At 38.1% G+C, this 21,707-nt stretch carries 20 protein-coding genes, 1 tRNA gene and 1 pseudogene; 10 read left to right on the top strand and 12 right to left on the bottom strand.

What is annotated here, in order from left to right; translation table 11 throughout:
- Positions 1 to 56 precede the first annotated feature (56 nt).
- From G6Q48_RS17395 to G6Q48_RS17380, 4 genes are all read right to left on the bottom strand, one after another.
- Positions 57 to 917, bottom strand: a complete 861-nt coding sequence (locus tag G6Q48_RS17395) for an ABC transporter substrate-binding protein (RefSeq protein WP_442959091.1) — start codon at positions 915 to 917, stop codon at positions 57 to 59.
- Between the two features lie 151 nt (positions 918 to 1,068).
- A complete protein-coding gene (locus tag G6Q48_RS17390) occupies positions 1,069 to 2,142 on the bottom strand; it encodes a zinc-binding dehydrogenase (protein WP_102139472.1) in 1,074 nt (357 codons plus the stop codon).
- Between the two features lie 730 nt (positions 2,143 to 2,872).
- Positions 2,873 to 4,174 (bottom strand): anaerobic C4-dicarboxylate transporter, encoded by a 1,302-nt coding sequence (locus G6Q48_RS17385; RefSeq protein WP_094963063.1) that lies wholly within the window; start codon positions 4,172 to 4,174, stop codon positions 2,873 to 2,875.
- Positions 4,175 to 4,244: 70 nt separating this feature from the next.
- The gene (locus G6Q48_RS17380; RefSeq protein WP_166267777.1) at positions 4,245 to 4,973 is read right to left on the bottom strand and encodes an aspartate/glutamate racemase family protein; all 729 of its coding nucleotides are present in this window, start codon (positions 4,971 to 4,973) and stop codon (positions 4,245 to 4,247) included.
- A gap of 460 nt (positions 4,974 to 5,433) precedes the next feature.
- Between G6Q48_RS17380 and hypT the strand changes: the two genes are divergently transcribed.
- Positions 5,434 to 6,342, top strand: coding sequence for a hypochlorite stress DNA-binding transcriptional regulator HypT (gene hypT, locus G6Q48_RS17375; RefSeq protein WP_166267775.1), 909 nt, complete (start codon positions 5,434 to 5,436; stop codon positions 6,340 to 6,342).
- 90 nt (positions 6,343 to 6,432) lie between these two features.
- Here hypT and G6Q48_RS17370 read toward each other — a convergent pair whose 3' ends face one another.
- The 3 genes from G6Q48_RS17370 to G6Q48_RS17360 all read right to left on the bottom strand — a co-directional run bounded on the left by G6Q48_RS17370 (position 6,433) and on the right by G6Q48_RS17360 (position 9,392).
- A complete protein-coding gene (locus G6Q48_RS17370) occupies positions 6,433 to 7,146 on the bottom strand; it encodes an MgtC/SapB family protein (protein ID WP_102139469.1) in 714 nt (237 codons plus the stop codon).
- Positions 7,147 to 7,305: 159 nt separating this feature from the next.
- On the bottom strand, positions 7,306 to 8,556 hold the full coding sequence (locus G6Q48_RS17365) for an MFS transporter (RefSeq protein ID WP_166267773.1): 1,251 nt from the start codon (positions 8,554 to 8,556) through the stop codon (positions 7,306 to 7,308).
- A 14-nt stretch (positions 8,557 to 8,570) separates the two neighbouring features.
- The gene (locus tag G6Q48_RS17360; protein ID WP_166267771.1) at positions 8,571 to 9,392 is read right to left on the bottom strand and encodes an MBL fold metallo-hydrolase; all 822 of its coding nucleotides are present in this window, start codon (positions 9,390 to 9,392) and stop codon (positions 8,571 to 8,573) included.
- Positions 9,393 to 9,738: 346 nt separating this feature from the next.
- On the opposite strand from G6Q48_RS17360, the gene G6Q48_RS17355 reads away from it, so the two are divergent.
- Entirely contained in the window at positions 9,739 to 11,946 is a 2,208-nt protein-coding gene (locus G6Q48_RS17355) for an extracellular solute-binding protein (RefSeq protein ID WP_166267769.1), read from the top strand.
- Between the two features lie 207 nt (positions 11,947 to 12,153).
- On the opposite strand, the pseudogene G6Q48_RS17350 reads toward G6Q48_RS17355, so the two are convergent.
- Positions 12,154 to 12,498 (bottom strand): annotated as a pseudogene (locus G6Q48_RS17350) (LysR family transcriptional regulator); the annotation flags it as partial.
- Positions 12,499 to 12,537: 39 nt separating this feature from the next.
- On the opposite strand from G6Q48_RS17350, the gene G6Q48_RS17345 reads away from it, so the two are divergent.
- The 3 genes from G6Q48_RS17345 to G6Q48_RS22860 all read left to right on the top strand — a co-directional run bounded on the left by G6Q48_RS17345 (position 12,538) and on the right by G6Q48_RS22860 (position 14,256).
- A complete protein-coding gene (locus G6Q48_RS17345) occupies positions 12,538 to 12,807 on the top strand; it encodes a hypothetical protein (RefSeq protein WP_166267767.1) in 270 nt (89 codons plus the stop codon).
- A gap of 20 nt (positions 12,808 to 12,827) precedes the next feature.
- The gene (locus G6Q48_RS17340; protein WP_166267765.1) at positions 12,828 to 13,616 is read left to right on the top strand and encodes a MipA/OmpV family protein; all 789 of its coding nucleotides are present in this window, start codon (positions 12,828 to 12,830) and stop codon (positions 13,614 to 13,616) included.
- A 301-nt stretch (positions 13,617 to 13,917) separates the two neighbouring features.
- Positions 13,918 to 14,256, top strand: coding sequence for a hypothetical protein (locus G6Q48_RS22860; protein WP_102139461.1), 339 nt, complete (start codon positions 13,918 to 13,920; stop codon positions 14,254 to 14,256).
- Positions 14,257 to 14,556: 300 nt separating this feature from the next.
- Here G6Q48_RS22860 and G6Q48_RS17330 read toward each other — a convergent pair.
- The 4 genes from G6Q48_RS17330 to mutY form a co-directional block, all read right to left on the bottom strand.
- Positions 14,557 to 14,632 (bottom strand) — tRNA-Phe (locus G6Q48_RS17330).
- 184 nt (positions 14,633 to 14,816) lie between these two features.
- Entirely contained in the window at positions 14,817 to 15,890 is a 1,074-nt protein-coding gene (gene mltC, locus G6Q48_RS17325; RefSeq protein ID WP_166267763.1) for a membrane-bound lytic murein transglycosylase MltC, read from the bottom strand.
- Positions 15,891 to 15,944: 54 nt separating this feature from the next.
- A complete protein-coding gene (locus G6Q48_RS17320) occupies positions 15,945 to 16,214 on the bottom strand; it encodes an oxidative damage protection protein (protein ID WP_004264665.1) in 270 nt (89 codons plus the stop codon).
- A 10-nt stretch (positions 16,215 to 16,224) separates the two neighbouring features.
- Positions 16,225 to 17,277 (bottom strand): A/G-specific adenine glycosylase, encoded by a 1,053-nt coding sequence (mutY, locus tag G6Q48_RS17315; RefSeq protein ID WP_166267761.1) that lies wholly within the window; start codon positions 17,275 to 17,277, stop codon positions 16,225 to 16,227.
- Between the two features lie 289 nt (positions 17,278 to 17,566).
- Here mutY and trmB point away from each other — a divergent pair, with 289 nt between their 5' ends.
- The 5 genes from trmB to G6Q48_RS17290 all read left to right on the top strand — a co-directional run bounded on the left by trmB (position 17,567) and on the right by G6Q48_RS17290 (position 21,547).
- On the top strand, positions 17,567 to 18,286 hold the full coding sequence (gene trmB, locus G6Q48_RS17310) for a tRNA (guanosine(46)-N7)-methyltransferase TrmB (protein WP_166267759.1): 720 nt from the start codon (positions 17,567 to 17,569) through the stop codon (positions 18,284 to 18,286).
- A complete protein-coding gene (locus G6Q48_RS17305; RefSeq protein WP_004914167.1) occupies positions 18,286 to 18,615 on the top strand; it encodes a YggL family protein in 330 nt (109 codons plus the stop codon). The genes trmB and G6Q48_RS17305 overlap by 1 nt, the downstream gene beginning before the upstream one ends.
- A gap of 113 nt (positions 18,616 to 18,728) precedes the next feature.
- Positions 18,729 to 19,655: a glutaminase B gene (gene glsB / locus G6Q48_RS17300; RefSeq protein WP_102139774.1), complete on the top strand. Its 927-nt coding sequence runs from the start codon at positions 18,729 to 18,731 to the stop codon at positions 19,653 to 19,655.
- 23 nt (positions 19,656 to 19,678) lie between these two features.
- Positions 19,679 to 20,404 (top strand): DUF2884 domain-containing protein, encoded by a 726-nt coding sequence (locus G6Q48_RS17295; RefSeq protein WP_166267757.1) that lies wholly within the window; start codon positions 19,679 to 19,681, stop codon positions 20,402 to 20,404.
- A 192-nt stretch (positions 20,405 to 20,596) separates the two neighbouring features.
- Complete coding sequence (locus G6Q48_RS17290) at positions 20,597 to 21,547, top strand: siderophore ABC transporter substrate-binding protein (protein ID WP_102139772.1); 951 nt, start codon at positions 20,597 to 20,599, stop codon at positions 21,545 to 21,547.
- Positions 21,548 to 21,707: the final 160 nt, after the last annotated feature.

Below are 21,707 nucleotides of genomic sequence, written 5' to 3'. Positions count from 1 at the left end.
ATTGCACCGAACATCAGAAATACAGGTGCAATACATTGGTTATTGATAACTAACGATTACCAGTGAAAGTCTTTAGCATTGGTTTTGTCGATCAATTTAACATCAATTGGGACTTCTTTAGGGACATTGGCACCCCAGTATTTTGCTAAGCCCATAGCTAAACCAATACGAACTTGGTCACGAGGGAATTGCGCCGAAGTAGCAATAAATGGCGAGTTACCTTTGGCAATTTCAGCAACCGCTTCAGGAGAACCGTCAACACTCACCAATTTGACATCACGACCAGAGGACTCAATCGCAGCTAACGCACCTAAAGAACCGACATCGTTAACACTGAAAATCCCATTGAGCGTTGGGTTTGCTTGCAACATGTTTTCTGTCACGTTCATTGCGGTATCGCGTTCTTGTTTACCGTTCAATTTAGTTACGATTTTAATATTCGGGTATTCTTTCATAGCCGCTTCAAAGCCGCGAACGCGCTCAAGAATTGGCACAACAGGGATACCATCTAAAATTGCCACTTCGCCTTTGCCGCCTAATGCTTCACCTAAACGTTTACCAGCCATTAAGCCAGCATCATAGTTTTTAGAACCAACGAAAGAGTCAATTGGGCCATTTGCTTGGGCATCAATGGCGATAACTACAACTCCCGCTTTTTTCGCTGCCAGTACAGCCGTTTCAGCACCCACGCTATCTGCCGGGTTAATTAACAGAATATCGATTTTTTTCTGTAATATATCTTCGATATCACTGGTCTGTTTTGATACATCATGAGCCGCATCAGAAATGTATAGTTGTGCGCCCATATCACCCGTTGCGCTCTCTAAGGCTTCTTTCATGGTGACAAAATATTCATTGTTTAATTCTTGAAATGACATGCCCACTGAAACTGGCTTAGCGGTAGCGTTAAATGTCATACCTAAAGTCAGTACACTTGCAACTACAGCTAACTTTTTAAATTTACTCAGCATAAGATGTTCTCCTAAAAGAGCGTTTAATTATATGTAGGGTTTTTACTTATTTAGTGTTTATTTGAATTATCAATTATTACTACCAGTTAAAACATGTTTATGGCTTGATGACGACTTTAATTGAGTCTGCCGATTTCGCCATGACAAAGGCTTCTTCCCAATCATCAATGGAATAGAAGTGAGTAACGATATCATCAGCGCTAACTAAGCCACGGCTAAATAGGTCAATAGCGACTTCATAACTATATGGCCCTAAGTGAGCTCCGCGGATATCGAGTTCTTTGCGGTCACCTATGATTGACCAGTCAACCGTTGTTTCTTTACCAAATACGCTGAATTCCACGAAACGGCCAAGTTTGCGGATCATTTCTAGCCCTTGAGTGACACCAATAGGCGCGCCCGTTGCTTCAATATAAACGTCACAGCCATAGCCTTCCGTCATATCTTTGACTAGCTTAATGGCATCTTCTTTCAGTGGGTTGATAACGACATCTGCACCAAATTTTTTTGCTAATTCAAGGCGTTCATCAATCGCATCAATGACAACCAGTTTTTTCGGTGTTTTTAATTTTGCGACTTGGATCATACACAGCCCGAGTGGGCCTGCACCAGCAATGACGACGACGTCATTTAAATCGATATCACCACGGCGTACTGTGTGGATAGCACAAGCCATTGGTTCAATTAATGCGGCATCTTTATCAGACAGTTCATCAGGGATTTTATGGATAATGGCGCGTTCTGAAAAACGCATATATTCAGCCATACCACCGTCGGCAACTTCTTTTTGGAAACCGTAAATATCATGAGTTTCACACATCCAGTATTTGCCTGATTTACAGAAACGGCATTCCCAACATGGGACAATTTGCTCAGCTAAGATCCGGTCGCCTATTTTTAATTTAAATTTTTCAGCAGAACCTTCACCAAGTTCAGCAACACGTCCGTAAAATTCATGGCCAGGAACAACGGGGGCTTTTATCCATGGATCATCTCCCCAGAACATCTGAGCGCCATCATTGGCTTTGCAGTCGCCAGCACAGATCCCACATCCATCAACTTTAATGACAACTTCTCTAAATCCTGGTGCCGGCCTTTTAATGTTTTCAAAGCGATAATCATGTGGACCATGACAAACAACCGCTTTCATTTTTTCAGGTAGGTTACTCATGTTCTAAGACCTCTTTCTAGTTGTTAACCCTAATGTTGACGTCAACATTAAGCGTTTTTTTATAACGCATTTGCTTTAGTTTTTTAACGCTTAACTATGAACAATGTATGTATGTAAGAAAAATGGTTATTTAATGTTATAGATAAAATAAATTTTTTTTAATATGACGACGTCGTCATTTTTGAAAGTAAGTATCTTAAAAACTAAAATTTGTGATTCAAGCCCTAATTTTAGTCACTTAATTGAGTACTTTCATTGGGAAATGAGACTGCCGAAACTGACTCTGTAACATGATGAAAATCATGATAAAAATCTTAATTCATTCCTTATTTTGTTTTTTTAGAAATGAATATGAAGCCGAGTATAATTATTTTAACTATTTTCAGAAGCGGATAATTCATGCAAAAACATTTCAGCTCACACTTTTGAATGAAAACAAATTTAAACTACATTTAATAAAGAGATATTGAATGGCTAATAGGCCATTATTTTTAATTTATAAAATTTAATTTAAAAAATTAAATAGAGTAATGAGTCATTTTGATACGCTGTCATAATATTTTTTGCAGATATACCTATAGGTATGAAAAAAATAGCTTTATACCTCGTAATTGTATTTTACCAATTAAACAAAGTATAAAGCTAAATAGAGCCAAAGTTTAACTTCATTTTGTCAATAAAATCATTTTATTACAGCGTAAAGGGTGTGAGGGAGACTCACACCCTAGTGCTAGACAATCATTGGTGCAATGATAAAGCCGAAGGCGACACCGGCAATAATTCCACCTAGCCCTGGTAACATAAAGGGATGATTTAAAATATATTTTCCGACTCGAGTAGACCCAGTAGAGTCGAATTCAATGGCAGCTAATGATGTTGGGTAAGTGGGTAAGACAAATACCCCGGTGACGGCGACAAAAGAGGCCAAAATTGCCCATGTCGGGACATCTAAGGCAATGGCTAATGGAATAATTAACGGTGTTGTGGCACCTTGTGAATATAACAAGGCACAGGTCAAAAACAGAACTAAAGCCAATAAAATAGGATATGCAGATAATACATCTCCCGCGATGGCCTTGATTTGGTCCATATGGGCATCAACAAAAGTGGTACCTAATGTCACAATTCCGAGGATCACTGCAAGAGAACTCATTCCTGAGCGGAATGTTGGTGCTAATACAATAGAGTCAGGTGATGTTTTACAGAAAACCACCATCAAACATGCTGCACTTAGCATACAAATGATGATGATATCTCGTGTTCCCATCGGCTTACCGATATCAAAACCAGGACGTAATTGTGGGAATGCAGCGAGGATCACGATAGCAATCGTGGCAATAATGAATAGAACAACAGAGAATTTTTCTCTCGTTGTGCTCTCGCCTTTTTTCTCTTCGTATTTATGAACTAAGCCTTTTTGTAAACGTTCTAAATAGACCTCATCGTTTTCAAGTTCGCAGCCTTGACGTGATGCAATAAAAGCGGCAACCATGGCAGCAACAAAAGAGGCGGGTAAACATACTGACATGACAACGATAAAAGTGATGCCATTACCTTCCATGATTGTCAACATCGCTGCCATTGCTGCACTGATTGGAGAGCCCGAAATAGCAATTTGTGAGGCAACCACTGAGCCTGCTAATGTTCTAGATGGTCGGATACCCGAATCTTTCGCAATTTCTGCTATCACAGGCAGCATAGAAAACACAATGAAACCTGTACCAGCCATGATAGTCATCACCCAAGTGGTGATTGGCGCTATAATGTTTAGATACTTAGGATTTTTACGCATAAATTTACTGGCTAGGCGGACTAGATAATCCATCCCGCCCGCAGCTTGTAATGCAGATGCTGCTACCACAACCGTCATAATAATCAGAATAACATCAACAGGTGGTGAACCTATAGGTAAACCAAATCCGATAGTTAATACCGCTAATCCTAACCCACCGCAGAGTCCTATACCTATTCCGCCCATGCGTATACCAAAGAATATTGCACCTAATACAACAATGATTTCTAGCCAAACCATAATCGTCTCCAATAGACAATATATTGTCATTAGTAATATTAAAAAATTAATTTTTGATAGTTGATATAAGTTAAATATTTTTATTTATCATTAAATTTTGTTTTCCGACTCTGTTTTCATACCAGTGAATACTTGCTCTGACTAATGAGCTGGTTGAGTCAATATATTTATCTGGATAACTATTAATTTCATTTTCAAGAATGACGGGAACCTCGGTGCAGCCAAGTACAATAATTTCGGCACCTCGGGAAAATAAAATTTCAGCTTGCTGTTTCATAATGGATTCAGCAATTTTTTTATTTCCTGATTTTAATAAATAAATGCTTTCCATTACATTTTCTTGGCTTTTTTTATCAGGAGTAATGCAGTTTAAATGTTTATTCTCTATGTTTTTTTGATATAGTCCCATATACATAGTGGCATTTGTTGCAAGTAATCCGATATTTTTTTTCTTGGTTGCTAGTACTTCTTTCATTGTCGTTTCAACAATGCTTAGCATGTCGACATGGCAAGCTTTTTTTAGTTCACTAAACCAAAAATGTGCTGTATTACAAGGTATAACAATACATTCGGCCCCGGCACTTTCTAGTTTCTTTAAATAGTCAGTCATTAAAGGTAAAGGTGATTCACCATGGTTTAATAGCGCTTCTGTTCGATCTGGTATATCAGGAATAGATGATATAATTAAAGGGATATGCTCTTGGTCTCTATTTGCTACGGTATAGCTTACAAATTTATTAAATAAATCAACAGTAGCGGCAGGCCCCATACCACCTAATACACCAATTAAACCTTTCATTTTAATACCCCTGCATTTCATTAGCCTTTTTATAAAATAAAAATCAATAAATGCTTATCTTTCTTCATTTATTTAACATATTGGTTAATATTCAAGTGATTATTAACTTACTTATTGCTGCTTAACTTGTGGTTAATATTTATCAATGTTTGTCTTGGATGAGAAATGCAAGTAAGTATGGTTTGATGCAAGATACGCATTAAGAACTTTTATTCAAAATAAAAATATTTTTATAAATTGCTCTGAAGGCCTGAATAGACTAGGTTTTATGAATTAAATAAATTAAATGAAAATTATTTTTGATTTTTGTTAATGTTTTAAATGGTAGGGCTATGCATAATACAAATAACGCTATTACAAATTTAGCTTTGTTATTTAACTAGTCATTAACTCAAAATATCAATAAAAATACTTTTAGTTTTTTATATTTTAACAGCAAGTCAATTTAAGGCTTAATAAGATGAAAAATATAGAAACAAAATGGCTATATGATTTTTTAACTCTAGAATCATGTCGACATTTTTCTCATGCAGCAGAACAGCGGAGTATTTCTCAGCCCGCATTTAGCCGTCGTATTAGAGCTTTAGAGGAAGCCATTGGCGTTGAATTATTTGATAGAACGACTTCCCCTTTACAGTTGTCTGAAGAGGGCAAAATTTTTCATTCTCAAGCGCGTAGTTTATTACAACAACTGGAATGTAACTTAAATGAACTATCCGGTCACAATGTATTGAGCCTACCGAATATTAAAATTGCCGCCGCTCATTCGTTGTCACTGACATTACTGCCTAAATTGGTTCATGGGCTGTCTGGTTACGGTGAGGAGTTTGTTTACCATGTTGAAGCCATTGATGTGGTACAAGTTGTGAACGCATTGAGAGAAGGAAAAAGTGATTTTATTATCTCATTTTATGATGAGGATTTAATGCAATCTCCATTTTCCTCATTGAATGTATTTGAATCTGAATTATATCCAATTTGTGCAGCGGATGAGCATGGTAAGCCGCTATTTGATATCTATCAACCTCAAGTGCCGTTGCTGAATTACACCAGTGCTTCATATATGGGAAGGTTAGTTAATCGTCGGTTAAGTGAGTTTGGTGCGATCAATTCGAAAACACTTTTTATGTCATCAATGAGTGAGTTACTAAAAAATATGGCTTTGGATGGCCATGGCATTGCATGGTTACCCATTTATTCCGTAGTGAATGAATTGAAAGAAAAAAAACTGGTTTGTTTGGATACGCCTGAATTAACAATACCTATCCAAGCGTACATCTATCGCATGGATACACGACTAAATAAAACCGCAGAGGACTTCTGGCGCATTTTGAAAAAGAATATTCCAGAGGATTTACGGAATTTATAGTGGGAAAGGTAATTTATAGGTAAATAACCTGCGAATGTAAGCAGGTTATTTAAGCTCATATGAAAAGATAGCACCTTGAAAAGAAGAGGGTTAGTGATCTAGAGAAACAGAATGCACATAATCTAACTGTTTTAAGGAACAGTAAAATTCAGGTAAAGTGATTTTTTGGCGTACTAATAACTTTAAATTTACCTCGACGCGCTCTTTCTTGATATCTCTGATGGTGAGATTCTCAATTAAGTCTTTGTGACTTTTTAGGTACTCAATAAGTAAGGGAACCCCCTTTTCATGAGTAAATAACATACGAACTTTTATTTTTCCTAATTTTTGATTTTTCATCTGAAATAACGCAACTTGCGGGCTGAGCTGTATTGCTAAGAAAAAAAGAACTGTAACGATGACAGCATGCCAGTAAAACCCTGAGCCACAGGCTATTCCAACACCGGCTGATGCCCAAACTATGGCTGCTGTTGTTAAACCTGAGATTGCATCATCGCGACGATGTAATATAACTCCAGCGCCTAGAAATCCCACTCCACTAATTATTTGTGCAGCTAATCTCATCGGGTCGCTACGTATATTGTCAGAGATATTGGCGTAATACTCCGCTGACTGAATAGAAACGATAGTTAATAAACAGCTGGCAACGGCGATAATGACACAAGTTTTAAAACCAACAGGTTTTCCCTTTGATTCACGTTCTAATCCAATTAAGCCGCCTAAAACAAAGGCGGCCAGTAGTTTAGCGATACTTGATAGTGATAAAGGGCCAATGGTGTCAACAAACTGTATAAATAAATCCATGGCTTGCTCCTGACGTAGGCTTACTCTTTCCTTGGTTTTTACTGTGTATACTCGTAACCCCTCAAGTTGCAGCGGTGTTGACTACACTCAGCTAGCCGAGCCATATAGTTTATCTCTATTCCCCGCCTATCTTCGCTTGTCGCTTACCTGCAACTCGAATTATTTGGGTATAGCAACGTTACTTACTGCTTTTTCACCTTCGTTATTTTTCTTTTTAGACACATCATCTTTAAAGAAGAAGATAAAGAAAACAGTGACAACAGCGGTGACGATAGCTGGGTAATGCCAGAATGTTTCCCATTGTGGTAATGCCGCGCTACCCGTCTCTGTGACAGTTGAATTAAAGATTTCACCACAAATTGTTGAAGCAAATAGCAAACCGAAGCCATTTGAAACAATAAAGCGTAAACCTTGAGCTTGTGCTCGTATCTCTGGTTTTGCTTTACGGTCAACATAGATATCACCGGCAGTAAAGAAGAAGTCCCAGCATAATCCTTGAAGCATCAATCCGATAATAATGAAGTAAAAACCGGAATCTACCGCAGCATAGGAGAATAATATTGAGCGAATAATCCAACTCACCGCGCCAAGAAGTAAGGTAATTTTGAAACCGAACTTCATTAAGAAGAAGGACAGAACGAACATAAACAGGACTTCACATGCAATACCAATTTGCATGATAGATGCCGCATTATCGAATCCAAGTGTTTTAATAAATACAGGAATATAAGCGGAGTAAGCTGTTTTGGGTATCATTAATACAAAGATGCTAAACATTAAGATAGCGAAATAGCGGTCTTTAAATAATGAAAGTGCATCTAAGCATAGAATATCTCTAGCGGAGAAAGGCTTACCTTTCGCTTTTGGTGGTGTATTTGGCAAAGTAAAGCAGTAGAAACCCAGTAATACAGCAACAGCGGATGCAATATACCAAGTCATGGTACTACCCGAGAAGCCCATTTCCCCTAATATAAATCCGATAGCCATAAAACCAAATGTACCGAATACACGAATAATAGGGAAATATTTCACGCCATTGATATGAGAGAAGCTGATGCTATTAGAGAGTGCAGTTGTTGGATAAAACAGTAGCCCAATAATAAAAATCATAAACAAGGTCATACCGCTATTTTGTGCCTCAATAAATTGAGGAACACATAGAATAACGACCGCATTAATTAAATGCAGTGTTCCCATTACCTTTTGTGAGGCAAAGAAGCGGTCTGCAACCATACCAATAAATAAAGGAGAAATAATGGTTGCCACGCCTAATAAAGCGTAAGCATTACCAATAATATTTGCCATCCCATAAGTACTTAACACAAGTCCCATGGTCATATTCCATGCGCCTTGCATGAAATATTGCACAAACATCATAATCAGTAAGCGAGAGGTTATTTTCATATCCATGATTAGTTTTCCTCTTAATGTGCTTCTAGCGTTAATCCGTCATAAGCAACGCGGATATTATAAGGCGCACAAACCGCTTCTAATTCACCATGAAGTAATTTGCCACTATGGGAAATATGTGAAACAGCAATTTGAGTTTCTGAATGCAGGCAACCTTGTTGTTGTAGTTTTTCTTTAGCGGCAAATACGGTTTCTAGGCTCATGTGGTTATCTGTACGATTTTTCCCATTGAGTCCGTAAGTGCATTCAAATACGACAATATCAAGCTGTTTATTTTCTAGCCATTTCCATGTTAATTCAGGGAACCAACCTGAATCATGTCCATAAAAAATAGTTTTCCCATTCTTTTCAATGTGATAGACGTAGCACAATTCCCATTTAGCATGATTTGCGAGTAATGGCGTAATTTTATAACCATTTCTTTCGACGGTGACAAAAGGGATTAAGCAGTGGAAATCGAAACGCTCTTTGCTGTAGCCAGGCAGAACATCAAGGCAGCCATTAATTGCTCGGTCATTACCGAAAATATGTAATGGATGGTGAATTTCAAAACCATAACCTTCCATGCGGCTGAATAAATCGCCGACATTAAAATGGTCAGGGTGGGTATGGGTAAATAGTAAACTTTCAAACTTAGTTGCGTCCATTCCATCACGCATTAGCTGATAGCTAAATGTCGGGGAAACATCGATCAGCATAAGATCATCCACAATCGCGGAAGAATGGGTTCTAATATCTTTTCCCCCAAGTTCTCTTGCTTTCTGGCAGTGCTCACAACGGCAAAAAGGATTTGGTATACCTTCAGAAGCCGCAGTGCCTAAAAAGTGAAGTTTCATAATAATTACCTGTATTTTATTGTTTTATTTTGGTTTTTTTGATCCCTGATGTTGATGTTCAAACAAAAAACAAGCTAATTTGAACGTTCCAATAATAATATCGAGGGTTTGCTTTGCCAATAGTTGTTACTTTGTTCAGTGATCTCATTCAAAAAATATTTTTCATATTATTGATTTAATTGATTTTTATTTTAATTGATTAAGAAATGGGTAAAAACTGCAATATCTATGTTATTAGCTTGTTTTGTAAACTAATTTTCTATGGAACGTTCAAAACAATTATCGGTAGTCGCGATGAATAATTCAGGTATGCTATTGGTAGCAACAATCAAGGTGAAAAAGACAAATGGCAACAATCAAAGATATCGCAAAATTAGCAGGTGTTTCTCATGGGACCGTTTCTAATGTATTGAATAAGCGGGGAAATGTGAGTGTTGAGAAAATTGAAGCAGTCTATAAAGCTGCCAAGCAAATGGGATATCAGTTAAATACACAAGCTCAATTATTGAGAACCAATAAGAGCCAGAAGGTAGCAATACTTTTACCGCAATTAGTGTCTGATAAGTATGCAATATTTTTTAATTCATTTAGGCAATCGATGGCCCAGTATCCTGAGATAACTTATGAGCTATTTTTGACGGATGATCTGGAAACGACAGAACTTGATGCATTACAAAAAATTGCAGCTGGCGGTTATAAGCAAGTTGTGGCAGTCAGTTGTTTGCAGGATGCTACCATCTATTTTGACACCTTAAAATTAACCGCTTCTCAAATTATTTTTATTTATCGTCAGCCTGCAAATGCTTACCACTTTTTCACATTGGATTACTCTCAGGCAGCTGATGCCATTTGCCAACAAATTGCGGCAAGTCGAAGCCAGTTAGTGGGTATTTTTAGTGATGATCATGGCGATTTAGAGCACGCCACCTTTGTCAGTGAGTTACAAAATAACCTTAAACAGAAGGCCCCGAATAAAAAATTTATTATTATTCGTGCTTCTAATGATGAATCTTATAAGGCGGCTTTTGGTTTTTTCTCTGAGGAGCAAATACCTGATTTATTTGTTGCTGAAGATATTGAAAAAGCCAGTTTTTTAACCCAGGCAAGTTTTTTTGGAAGTGAAGGCGATTGCCCTGCAATTTTTGCTTTAAGTGGCAACATTCCTCCGATACTAAAAGGGTTGCATTGTTTTCCTATGAACTATGCACAATTAGGATTGGAAGTGGTCGATGAACTGATGAGAGAAGATCTCGAAAAGAAAACTTCGGGGAAGAATACTGTCTACGTTCGTAATCAAAGTGGCAACCTTTATACGGCAACACCAGCAATAATTACTGACAATGAATCCGATCAAACCTTAAATTTACTCACTTTACCCAGCCCTTCAACAAACGCACTTAAAAAACTACTACCACATTTTTATCGGCAAACAGGAATTAAGGTTAATTTAGCTGTTTATCCTTATGATGAAGTTTACCAAATATTAGGGCAGCTCCATTTACACCCTTATTATGACTTACTACGTATTGATATGGCCTGTTTTCCTTGGTTTGCGGAACGCATCCTACAACCATTGGATAAAATAGGAAATGGAGTAACGGATTTATTAAGTAACTTTTCCTTACCGACACAGCAAAAATTTAGTTTGGTGAATGATACAGCATATGCCATGCCATTCGATGCCAGTGCACAAATGTTATTTTATCGTAAAGATCTCTTCGAAGATCCTATTTTAAGAAGAATGTATTACGAAAAAACGGGACAAGAGCTAACCGTTCCCATTTCTTTTACTGAATACGACCAGGTAACTCAATTTTTCACAGAGCTACATGAAGAAGGGGAGTTTTTACGGCCTTTTGGTGCATCAACGACGTTAGGCAGCGCTGGGTTAATTGCCACTGAGTATTTATTAAGATATTACGCAGCAGGTGGACGGTTAATAAGTCATGGCCATATTCCTAGATTAGAAATGCCATTAGCAGGTCAGGTATTAAGTGAATATCTTCATCAAGTTTCTATTACAGAAAATATTCATAATAAATGGTGGAGTGAATCCGTTGAGCAATTTGAGCAAGGAAAACTTGCTATGTTGATTGCTTATATGAACCTGTTTAACGATGTCGCTCATAGTGATATTTTCCCTAAAATTGGTTTTGCTTCTGTGCCTGGGGGTATTCCTCAATTGGGCGGTGGGGCATTAGGTGTTTCTCGCTACAGCCAAAAAAACCATTATGCAGAACAATTTTATCGTTGGCTTTATTCACCAATAGTAATGGATCACCTCATTTTATTGGGGGGCAACAGTAATCATCAAGATTTCAGCCATAATCAAGAGGTTTGCTATCGTTACCCATGGATGCCCCTTGCTTACCAAGAAATAAACCGAGGGATCCGTGAATCTTCAATTCCAAACGGTAAGTTGTTTAACTTGCGCCAAGCTGAGGTCATTATCGGGCAAGGAATTACTAACGTTGTGAATAAAATCATGACTATAGATGAGACGATTGAATATATTAACCAGCGCTTATTGGTTGATACTCAAGGTGAGAGGTAAGGTGAGAGGTAAATAGCGGGTTAATTGGTATTTTAAATCAGCGGATAAACAGATGATAAGGCGTCATTACTTTTTAATTTTATCCGCACAAGCTATCTTCTTCGCACAAGTAATTTGTGATGAAGAGCGTTTCGCTCAGTCATTTTTATTCACTTTTATGGTTGTGGGAGATTGATGATAAGAAAAATCATGGCTAGGCCACTTGTTTTATTCATAATACTGACCAGCTTTTGATTTAAGTATTGCCACTATCTTTTTTTTCCAGGGTTGCATTGATTTTCGATACATTATGAACAACCGACCCAATGCCAAATCGTCAGGCAGGTTTCGAATATTTACTGTATTTTTGAGACCACTGTTACGAAGCCAGGGCTCAGGAACAATTGCAAGCATTGAGCTATTATTCAATGCAGGGATCACTTGTGAGTATTCAGGGCATTTAAATCCTATATTACGAGACATTCCCCTTCTATTTAGTTGTCTATCTAATTCATTTTCATCTTGCAACCAAGGTAAACAATATACGTGTTTGTATTTAACTAATTCCTCTAAACTAACTCTTGGCGCGTTAAATTAAATAATGGAGATAAATTGATATATGCAGATAGTTTAGCTACCCCGGGGTATTACTTGGTCAACAATCTAAATTACCCTGAAATAATAGAAGATTTACAATATAGTTATTATGTATTGGCTAACCAAGAAGTCGATATATTTGTAGCCAGTAAAGGTGAGCGATTTGGTCTTAAAGATAAACTTGAATCTCTCAGGAATGGAAATGAAAAAGCATTTTACGATAAAGATGGTTTGGGTTTATATGTTGAAAAATCAAGAATGTCTTTAATTAGTCAACTTCAATAAGCATTAAAAAAAGGATATTAATGAACCGTAATTATATATTTCCTATTACTGGGATGTTTTTCTGTGCTTGCATATCTGCTAGTGAATTAAAAATAGGAGTAGGTGCTGGAGTGGTAACTCCTTATGAGGGGGCTAAAAAATATATACTAACTCCAGATGCTATGATTCAATACACTGAACTAACTGATGACTATGGGATATTCAGTATTGGAACAGAGGGGGCTAAATGGCAATATAATATATATGACAGTATTAATGTTGGGGTTATTGGAACTTACTTGCAAGGTAGAAAAGAGGAAATAGGGTTTTCTGGAAATAAAAATACTGATCTAAAAGGCATGGGGGATCTAAAAGGAGCTGTTGCAGCAGGCTTAGAGATTAGCTATGCTATAAACGAGCATTCTCTCTATATAAACTCTTTAACGGCTATTGGGCATAGAAATTATGGCGGGAAAAAAATCGATAATGCAACACGATATGAATTCGGTATTAATTCTAATTTTGAATTAAATAATGAGTGGTCGATTGATTCAAATGTTTCTATTAGATATGTGAATAAAAATTATAATCAAGCTTACGTTGGTGTTACCGAAGAGCAATCAATGAAAACAAGCTATTTACCTTATACGCCTAATAGTGGGTTTAAGGATGTAGGTGTACTGTTTGGAGTTAACTACAAATTGTTTGATGATTTATATTTGAACCTGAAATCTGGTGGGTATTATCTATTAGGTGATTCAGTAAATAGCCCAATAGTTAAACAGAAGTATGGATTAATAAATATGATTGGAATAACTTATTCATTTTAAATAACATGATAAAAAATAATCTAAAAATCATTGTGACGCTTTCTATATTTATACTATATGGGTGTGCAATAGGTCCTGGGTGGTATAAAGAAGGTGTTAATTATGATGACACTCAAAATGTATTGTCAAAATGTAAATACGATATCGGTATTGCACTCGTGAGCTATACTGATAGGCCTGAACTTATTGCTGAGTGCATGAGGTCTCAAGGATATAGATACAAAAATTATTCACACAATCATTAGTCATATAAATATATAATATGTGATGCTATATGATATAGCATCATTTTAGGATTATTATGATTTTGCCAATTAGTAGAGTGATCAGGGTTTTAAATGAAAGTAATTTCTATGAGTGTATCAACTATGACTTATATCCTAAGATAGGGATTGTATATGCAATTGCTAAAAATAGGTCGGAAATAAAAGTAACTATTTCATCATTGAATGAATTAGGGAATATATTAAGGGTAACTATACAATCAGACAAAAATTGGAATAGAAGATATCAATTTAAATCCTATTTTTGGGAGCATGATTTTTATCATAGCTTTGGCCCGGTTCTTGACGCAATAACACCTAAGTTTATTAAGGTAAAATTCATGAGAGTTAACATTATTAAATATTTAAAATTATAAATTATTTCATGTTTAGTCTTCGTTACCGTATTTTTATTTTCCGATAGAGAAAGCTTTATACTAATTAGCCTCCACAGGCGCTATCAATAGGTGGGCTTGAAAGCTTTCTTTAAACAATATCGAAACCTACTTAATTTATAGTAGGCTGTAACCACTCGGGGTGATCCTACCCGTAACTATACTCGCACAATGGGGTTCATATGGGGGGGGGCGAGTTGAATTTAGTTGAAATTGGGCGAGTGTTGGCTTCAGAGAGATACAAAGCAAAAACCCGCCTTTTGGGCGGGTTCTTTGAATAAGTGGTGCCCGGACTCGGAATCGAACCAAGGACACGGGGATTTTCAATCCCCTGCTCTACCGACTGAGCTATCCGGGCAACGGAGCGTATTAAACCTGATTTCATTGGTTGAGTCAAGGCGCTTTCAATAAACTTTTGACTGTATGCGCTTTTTTTCAACATGTTAGCTAGTTTTTAATCGAAAACACATAAAATCATTAAGGTTAATAACTGATGCCAGCCTTAAATCCGATTTTGGCTGGCATCCAATATTGGAAAAATTTTAACGTAAATAATTTTTCTGTGCTTTGTTCACTTTAATGAGGTAATTACGTGACTCAGCAGCTGGGTGCTTAGTGGACAAGGTTTCATACACTTCACCCGGTTCTAAATTGTTAATGCGCTGTGCGGCTTGTTTTTTATCGCTGTGGAAGACGCGTAGTACGCTACCAGCCCCGCCATTATATGCGGTAATAACAGCATAGCGGCGTGAGGTTTGGTTACGAATATCGCCTAAGTAGCTGTTTTGCAATATAGCTAAGTAAGCCGTACCCGTATCAATGTTTTTCTCTGGGTCAAATAAATAGTTACGGCTAGGAACACCGGATTTTCCTTGTGAGCGGAAAACATCTTTACCAGCTGTGTTTGGCATAATTTGCATTAAGCCAAGCGCATCAGAACGGCTAACCGCATAAGGGTTGAAACTCGACTCAATTTGCATAATCGCGAGGATTAAGGACTCATCTACGCCATATTTGGCCGAGGATTTCTTAATATAAGGTAAATATTTATGAGCCCGTTTATCTAAATGGTTTGGTACTAGTTGCATAGTTACGGACCAAACAATATTCATACCAGATTGGCGGCGCTGCATTTTATTTTCTACCAGATAATCAGCAAACTTTGTGGCTCGCCATTCCCAACGAATCGCTTCACCTGTGTTATCGAGCACTTGACCAAATAAAAAGGGTTCTTTGCTATGGGGAATATCATTGATATCAGAATAGAGGTCAATGGAATTGGGGTCGTCTCCCATTAATAAAGTGGTGACAATAGCTTTTTTTAAGTACTGTGAAGGTTCTACCGCTGAAATAGTCTCTACAGTAATGGTCCCTGCATCAAAATTAATATGGCTACGAGTTCGGTACTCATCGGTATATTTTACATAGTCTTTTGGACCAGCAATTAACACTTCTTTAATGCCCCAAATATTTTCAATATTGTGGGCAAATTGGCCCATTAAGATATTGAACCCATTAGTATCTTTGACATAATCCGGGTTAAAGTCAGGTTTTTGCTTGCTAGAACAAGAGACAATTAGAGGGATCAATAAACTCAGCGCAAATAGTTTTTTCATACGATTCACAGTCTTGGGGCAAAAGTCTACCTACTGAGTAGGTAGACAAACAGATTATTTTTCAGGTGTATAGCCATCAATATGGATGTCATGGCCTTCAAACAAGAACTTAATCATTTCTTGTTCTAACATTTTACGATCATCGGGGTTCATCGTATTGAGCTTCTTTTCATTAATGAGCATGGTCTGCTTTGTCATCCACTGACTCCACGCCTCTTTTGAAATCTCGTTAAAAATACGTTTTCCTAACTCACCTGGGTAAAGCTGAAAATCTTGCCCATCTGCATCACGTTGTAAAAATGTACAAAAAATGGTTCTACTCATTAATTTTTCCTCAAATATCAGGTAGTAAGGCGAGCTGTTTTAGTAAACTTTCAACTGGGGCTGCAAGGCCGATAGTTGCGCCTAGGTGTAAGTTATACCAGAGTCCTTTGCCTTCATCCATGGCAGAATTAAATGCCTGAATGTTAACTTTTACAGGGATAATATCTAAATGAAAATGGCTAAATGTGTGGCGGAAAGAAATTAATTGCTCTAATTGAGAATATTCTAAGCCTGATTCGGCCAGATAATCATTAAGTTGCTCTAAAGAGCCAAACTGTGGGAAGGCAAATAAGCCACCCCAAATGCCAGATGGTGGACGCTGTTCTAGCCACACATTATCGTCATGCTGCATAATCAAAAACCAAGCACTTCTCTCAGGGATTTTCTGCTTAGGTTTTTTGCCTGGGTAGTTTTGCCATGAATGATTGGCATAGGCTACGCAGCCAAAATTGAGGGGGCATAGTTCGCATTTTGGTTTACTGCGAGTACAGACCATAGCGCCTAAATCCATCATCGCTTGGTTAAAAAATTCAACTCCCACTTGTGGGGTGACATCAGTGCTGATTTCCCACAAACGGTTTTCGACGTCTTTTTTACCCGGCCAGCCATCAACAGCATAAGCGCGAGCTAATACGCGTTTAACATTACCATCAAGAATAGGGAAATGCTGTTTTTGTGATAATGATAAAATTGCCCCAGCAGTGGAGCGACCAACACCGGGCAGCGCTAAAACCTCATCAAATGTAGTGGGAAACGAGCCACCATATTGAGTTGCGACCACTTGAGCGGCTTTATGGAGGTTTCGAGCCCGAGCGTAATAGCCGAGCCCTGTCCATAAGTGTAAAACTTCATCAAGAGGTGCGTTGGCAAGGGCGGTCACATCCTCAAAGCGAGAGATAAACTTCTCAAAATAAGGGATTACAGTACTCACTTGGGTTTGTTGCAGCATAACTTCTGATAACCACACATGGTAGGACGATTTTTCCTGTTGCCATGGCAACGTTTTACGACCGTATTTGTGATACCAGTTGAGCACTGCAGATGAAAATTGTTGAGCTTCCATTAATAATTTTATTTTTTATTGATATTTCCAGTCATGATAGGAATTGCAACATAGACGAAGGGGGCTGTAAACCGCTATTGTGTTGTTTAGTGTAAAGTTAGCGAATTATCAACTGCATCCTTGTGGAAGTTTTGCTAAACTCCGGTATCCACCATGTTTCAAGGGTAAGGCTAGTCACTACAACTTGGGCATATAGGGCTATAGTTTGATGGGTTTGGTAATTCATCATCTTATCCACTTGATTGTTGGCACATTAACTTAATTGGGCACTCATTTTAGAACCTTTATTATGATCAATAATGTTATCTCCCCCGAATATAATGAAGATGGGCGGGTTATGCGCCGAGTCCGTAGTTTTGTCCGCCGTCAAGGGCGTCTGACAAAACGTCAGGAAGACGCATTAGAAAAAGAATGGGCAGAAAAAGGCATCGATTTTATCAATGAGCCTTTTGATTTTGCCAAAGTATTCAATAACTCAAATCCAGTGACTTTGGAAATTGGCTTTGGGATGGGCGCCTCATTGGTGACCATGGCATCTCAAAATGCAGATAAAAACTTTTTAGGCATTGAAGTTCATGCACCCGGTGTTGGCGCATGTTTAGCATCGGCAAAAGAAGAAAACATCACTAATTTACGGGTGATGTGCCATGATGCAATAGAAGTTTTAGACTGCATGATCCCAAATGGTAGCCTTGAAATGGTTCAGTTATTTTTCCCTGATCCATGGCATAAAGCGAAACACAATAAGCGTCGTATTGTGCAAGTTCCATTTGCAGAAAAAATTCGCAGCAAACTAGCTATTGGTGGTGTTTTCCATATGGCAACGGATTGGGAGCCTTATGCAGAGCACATGCTTGAAGTGATGACGAGTGTCGAAGGGTATAAAAACTTATCACCATCAGGTGATTACGTTCCTCGTCCAGAAACAAGACCAGAAACAAAATTTGAAAAGCGCGGCCAGCGGTTAGGGCACGGTGTATGGGATTTAATGTTTGAGAGGATCAAATAATGGCTAAACAACCACGTAGTCGTCGTTTACGTAAAAAATTACGCTTGGATGAGTTCCAAGAGTTAGGCTTTACCGTTAAGTGGAGCTTTAAAGAAGGTACGCCGATTGAGGAAGTTGACAGCACCGTTGACCAACTGATTGCAGAAGCGATTGAACCGAATGGTTTAGCGTTTGAAGCTAGTGGCTATATGAGCTGGGAAGGGATTGTTTGCCTGCAAAAAATTGGTAAATGTACCGAAGAGCACCGCCAAATTGTTGAAAATTGGCTAAAATCAAAAGGGATGAATGACGTCGTCGTTTCTGAGCTTTTTGATGTTTGGTGGGAATAATAATTTTATTGAGTAAATCTCAATAAATAAACTGATTTTTCAGTCGCTTGAAGAGGCATCCAAAAATTGGGTGCCTTTATTTTCTGTTGCAAATACTATCTGGAGTCAACGTTTTGAGCGCCATGTTTTCTAACCAGCTACTCAACGATATCCTAGACCAAGTTCGCCCACTGATTGGGCAAGGTTGTGTTGCAAATTATATTCCTGCTTTAGGTTGCGTGCCTTCCCATCATTTAGGCATTGCGGTATCCACAATCGATGGCGATATTTTTACCGCAGGGGACGCGTACCAACGCTTTTCAGTCCAATCTATTTCAAAAGTATTAAGCCTTACACTTGCAATGACACGTTATGAGGAAGAGGAAATTTGGAGCCGCGTAGGTAAAGAACCCTCAGGGCTACCCTTTAATTCGTTAATTCAAATTGAAATGGAAAAGGGGATCCCACGAAACCCGTTTATCAATGCGGGAGCCATTGTTATTGCGGATATGCTGCAATCACGCCTAAGCGCACCTAAACAGCGTATGTTGGAGTTTGTCCGAAAGTTATCTTGTGAACCTGATATCAGCTATGACACGGTTGTTGCTCGCTCAGAATTGGAACACGCCAGTCGTAATGCAGCCATTGCTTATCTTATGAAATCTTTTGGGAATTTTGAAAATGATGTTTTAACGGTTCTCGAAACTTATTTTCATTATTGTTCTCTAAGTATGAACTGTGTTGAATTAGCGAGATGTTTTTCCTATTTAACATCGCAAGGAATGTCATCTTGCTCCATTGACCCTATCATCACACCGCTACAATCAAGGCAAATCAATGCATTAATGATGACTTGTGGCATGTATGACGGCTCTGGTGAGTTTGCATTTCGGATAGGAATGCCCGGAAAGTCAGGCGTTGGCGGGGGGATTGTCTGCGTAGTACCAAACCAATTTACTGTCGCGGTTTGGTCACCTGAGCTAGACTCGGCGGGGAACTCTTTAGTCGGCTGTGCGGCTTTAGAGTTGCTATCGAAACGAATTGGGCGTTCTGTTTTTTAATTCATGCTCTACTAGGAGATTTTATGTTACGCCGTACATTAATTGCATTTTCACTCCTTGCTTCTGCGACGAGCCAAGCTGCAGATTATAACTGTTCTGTAACACCAAAGGATGACATCGTTATGACTCCTGAAAGTGTGCAAGTTATTGGTGCGAGTGGCGATTTAAAAATTACGCCAAATGGTGATATCACACTTAACGGTAAAAATATTGCTGCAACAGAGGCCCAAAAGCAGCAAGCTATTCGTTACCAAGCCGCTATTCGTCAGGACTTACCTTGGATAAAACAAGAATCAGAAAAAAAATTATCAACCTCAAGGGAAACGATAGACAAAGTTGTCGTTAAAGTGGTTGGTAGCGATAGCAATATCCGTAACCGGTTAACAAAATTAGAAAAAGAGCTTAATGGGCAAATCAATCAAATTATTGAGACTCGCCCTAGTGGTTATGTTTTTCACCATGAAGCCATGAAAACCGTTGAAACGAAAGGGCGCGAGCTAGTTAATGAAAGTTTAGGCGGCATTTTACAAGACAGCATCAACGAAATGGGGCGCAAGCAATTATTATCGGGTGGTGACGCCAGTAAAGCGCTACAAGGTGTGTTAGGGAACTTAGGTGGGTTACAACAAGAGCTTGAATCTGAATGGAAAAAACAAGAGAAAAGCTTCCAGCAATTTGGCCAACAAGTTTGTTCTAAAGTGACCTCAATCGAACAACAACGCGTCTCGTTACTTAATTCAATCAAATAACCTTATGAGCAGTAATGTATTTTTTGTACATTACTGTTTTTTTATTTATCAATATTATCGTCATCATCAATTTGTGTGATATTAATTCCATTAATGGGAATGAAAATGAAATTGATTCTTATTTGATTGACATCTAAGCTGCTCACTTTACAATGCGGGTTTGGCTTAATGACTTAAATTGGGATCATTTAAATGAAAAAATTCATACCTGCTCTGCTTGTTTCTGTGTTGTCATTCTCTGCGCCTTTCGCTCTCAGCGCTGAATCTACCACTTTCACGCCAAATGCCGTGACAGCACAAGGTGTTGAAAAAGTGACGATCAAACACCTGTCAGGTGAAACTGAAGTCATGAAAAAACCACAAAAAGTGGTTCTGTTTGATTTCGGTGTTTATGACTCAATGCAAAAACTCGGCTTAGGTGACAAGGTTGTTGCACTACCAACAGGCAATGCTCCCGCTTATATAAAAGGCAGCATTCCTGCATCAATGGAAAATGCAGGTGGAATGAAACAACCTGATTTAGCCAAAATCGCGCAATTAAAACCTGACCTGATTGTGATCACAGGTCGTCAAGGTAAGTCTTATGATGAGTTATCAAAAATTGCACCAACCATTAATTTAGGTTCTGATAGCAAACACTATATTGATTCTGTGAAAGCCAATATTGGTGTGATTGGCGAACTTTATGGTAACCAAAAAGCGGTTGATGAGCAGTTGGTACAATTAGATAAAGTCATTGCAGACGCTCAGAAAAAAGCGGCTGATTCTAATAAGAAAGTATTAGTGCTGATGCATAACGACGGTAAATTAATTCCAAACAGCCAAGCCGTTGTTTACAACGTTGTGAAAGCGCAACGTTCTGAACTACCTGTTGATGAAAGTGCAGATAAAGCAAAACGCCGTGTAGTGGATACCAAAACTATTGCTCAAGCGGATCCTGACGTGATCCTGATTGTTGACCGTAGCGAAGCGATTGGAGCAGGTAAATTGGATAAAACGGTATTTGAAGATAGCAATATTCAAGAAACCAAAGCTTATAAAGATGGCAAAATTACTTACCTGCAATCTGACTTATGGTATTTGTCAGGTGGTGGTTTAGTCAGCTTAACTGAACAAGTTAATGCGGTAGTTAATGCACTGTAACTGATATCTGCCGCTGTCTTATTGATGGTGGCAATATGTATTACCTCAATTGTTATTCTTGTCTATTTCATTTTTACCTCTAAATAAAAAGCCCACTTTAATTTGAAGTGGGCTTTCATCTAATTTACAAGCGAAATGATTTATAAATGAACGGAATAAT

This window comes from Providencia sp. M-27, from assembly GCF_011077905.1.
Taxonomy (GTDB): Bacteria; Pseudomonadota; Gammaproteobacteria; order Enterobacterales; family Enterobacteriaceae; genus Providencia; species Providencia huaxiensis.
The sequence above is the reverse complement of the archived record's forward strand: the minus strand, read 5'-3'. Positions and strand labels throughout refer to the sequence as shown.

Coding starts and splice junctions, on each gene's coding strand:
- G6Q48_RS17395 (WP_442959091.1), bottom strand. CDS start 917: ATGACATTTAACGCTACCGCTAAGCCAGTTTCAGTGGGCATGTCATTT.
- G6Q48_RS17390 (WP_102139472.1), bottom strand. CDS start 2,142: ATGAGTAACCTACCTGAAAAAATGAAAGCGGTTGTTTGTCATGGTCCA.
- G6Q48_RS17385 (WP_094963063.1), bottom strand. CDS start 4,174: ATGGTTTGGCTAGAAATCATTGTTGTATTAGGTGCAATATTCTTTGGT.
- G6Q48_RS17380 (WP_166267777.1), bottom strand. CDS start 4,973: ATGAAAGGTTTAATTGGTGTATTAGGTGGTATGGGGCCTGCCGCTACT.
- hypT (WP_166267775.1), top strand. CDS start 5,434: ATGAAAAATATAGAAACAAAATGGCTATATGATTTTTTAACTCTAGAA.
- G6Q48_RS17370 (WP_102139469.1), bottom strand. CDS start 7,146: ATGGATTTATTTATACAGTTTGTTGACACCATTGGCCCTTTATCACTA.
- G6Q48_RS17365 (WP_166267773.1), bottom strand. CDS start 8,556: ATGGATATGAAAATAACCTCTCGCTTACTGATTATGATGTTTGTGCAA.
- G6Q48_RS17360 (WP_166267771.1), bottom strand. CDS start 9,392: ATGAAACTTCACTTTTTAGGCACTGCGGCTTCTGAAGGTATACCAAAT.
- G6Q48_RS17355 (WP_166267769.1), top strand. CDS start 9,739: ATGGCAACAATCAAAGATATCGCAAAATTAGCAGGTGTTTCTCATGGG.
- G6Q48_RS17340 (WP_166267765.1), top strand. CDS start 12,828: ATGAACCGTAATTATATATTTCCTATTACTGGGATGTTTTTCTGTGCT.
- G6Q48_RS22860 (WP_102139461.1), top strand. CDS start 13,918: ATGATTTTGCCAATTAGTAGAGTGATCAGGGTTTTAAATGAAAGTAAT.
- mltC (WP_166267763.1), bottom strand. CDS start 15,890: ATGAAAAAACTATTTGCGCTGAGTTTATTGATCCCTCTAATTGTCTCT.
- G6Q48_RS17320 (WP_004264665.1), bottom strand. CDS start 16,214: ATGAGTAGAACCATTTTTTGTACATTTTTACAACGTGATGCAGATGGG.
- mutY (WP_166267761.1), bottom strand. CDS start 17,277: ATGGAAGCTCAACAATTTTCATCTGCAGTGCTCAACTGGTATCACAAA.
- trmB (WP_166267759.1), top strand. CDS start 17,567: ATGATCAATAATGTTATCTCCCCCGAATATAATGAAGATGGGCGGGTT.
- G6Q48_RS17305 (WP_004914167.1), top strand. CDS start 18,286: ATGGCTAAACAACCACGTAGTCGTCGTTTACGTAAAAAATTACGCTTG.
- G6Q48_RS17295 (WP_166267757.1), top strand. CDS start 19,679: ATGTTACGCCGTACATTAATTGCATTTTCACTCCTTGCTTCTGCGACG.
- G6Q48_RS17290 (WP_102139772.1), top strand. CDS start 20,597: ATGAAAAAATTCATACCTGCTCTGCTTGTTTCTGTGTTGTCATTCTCT.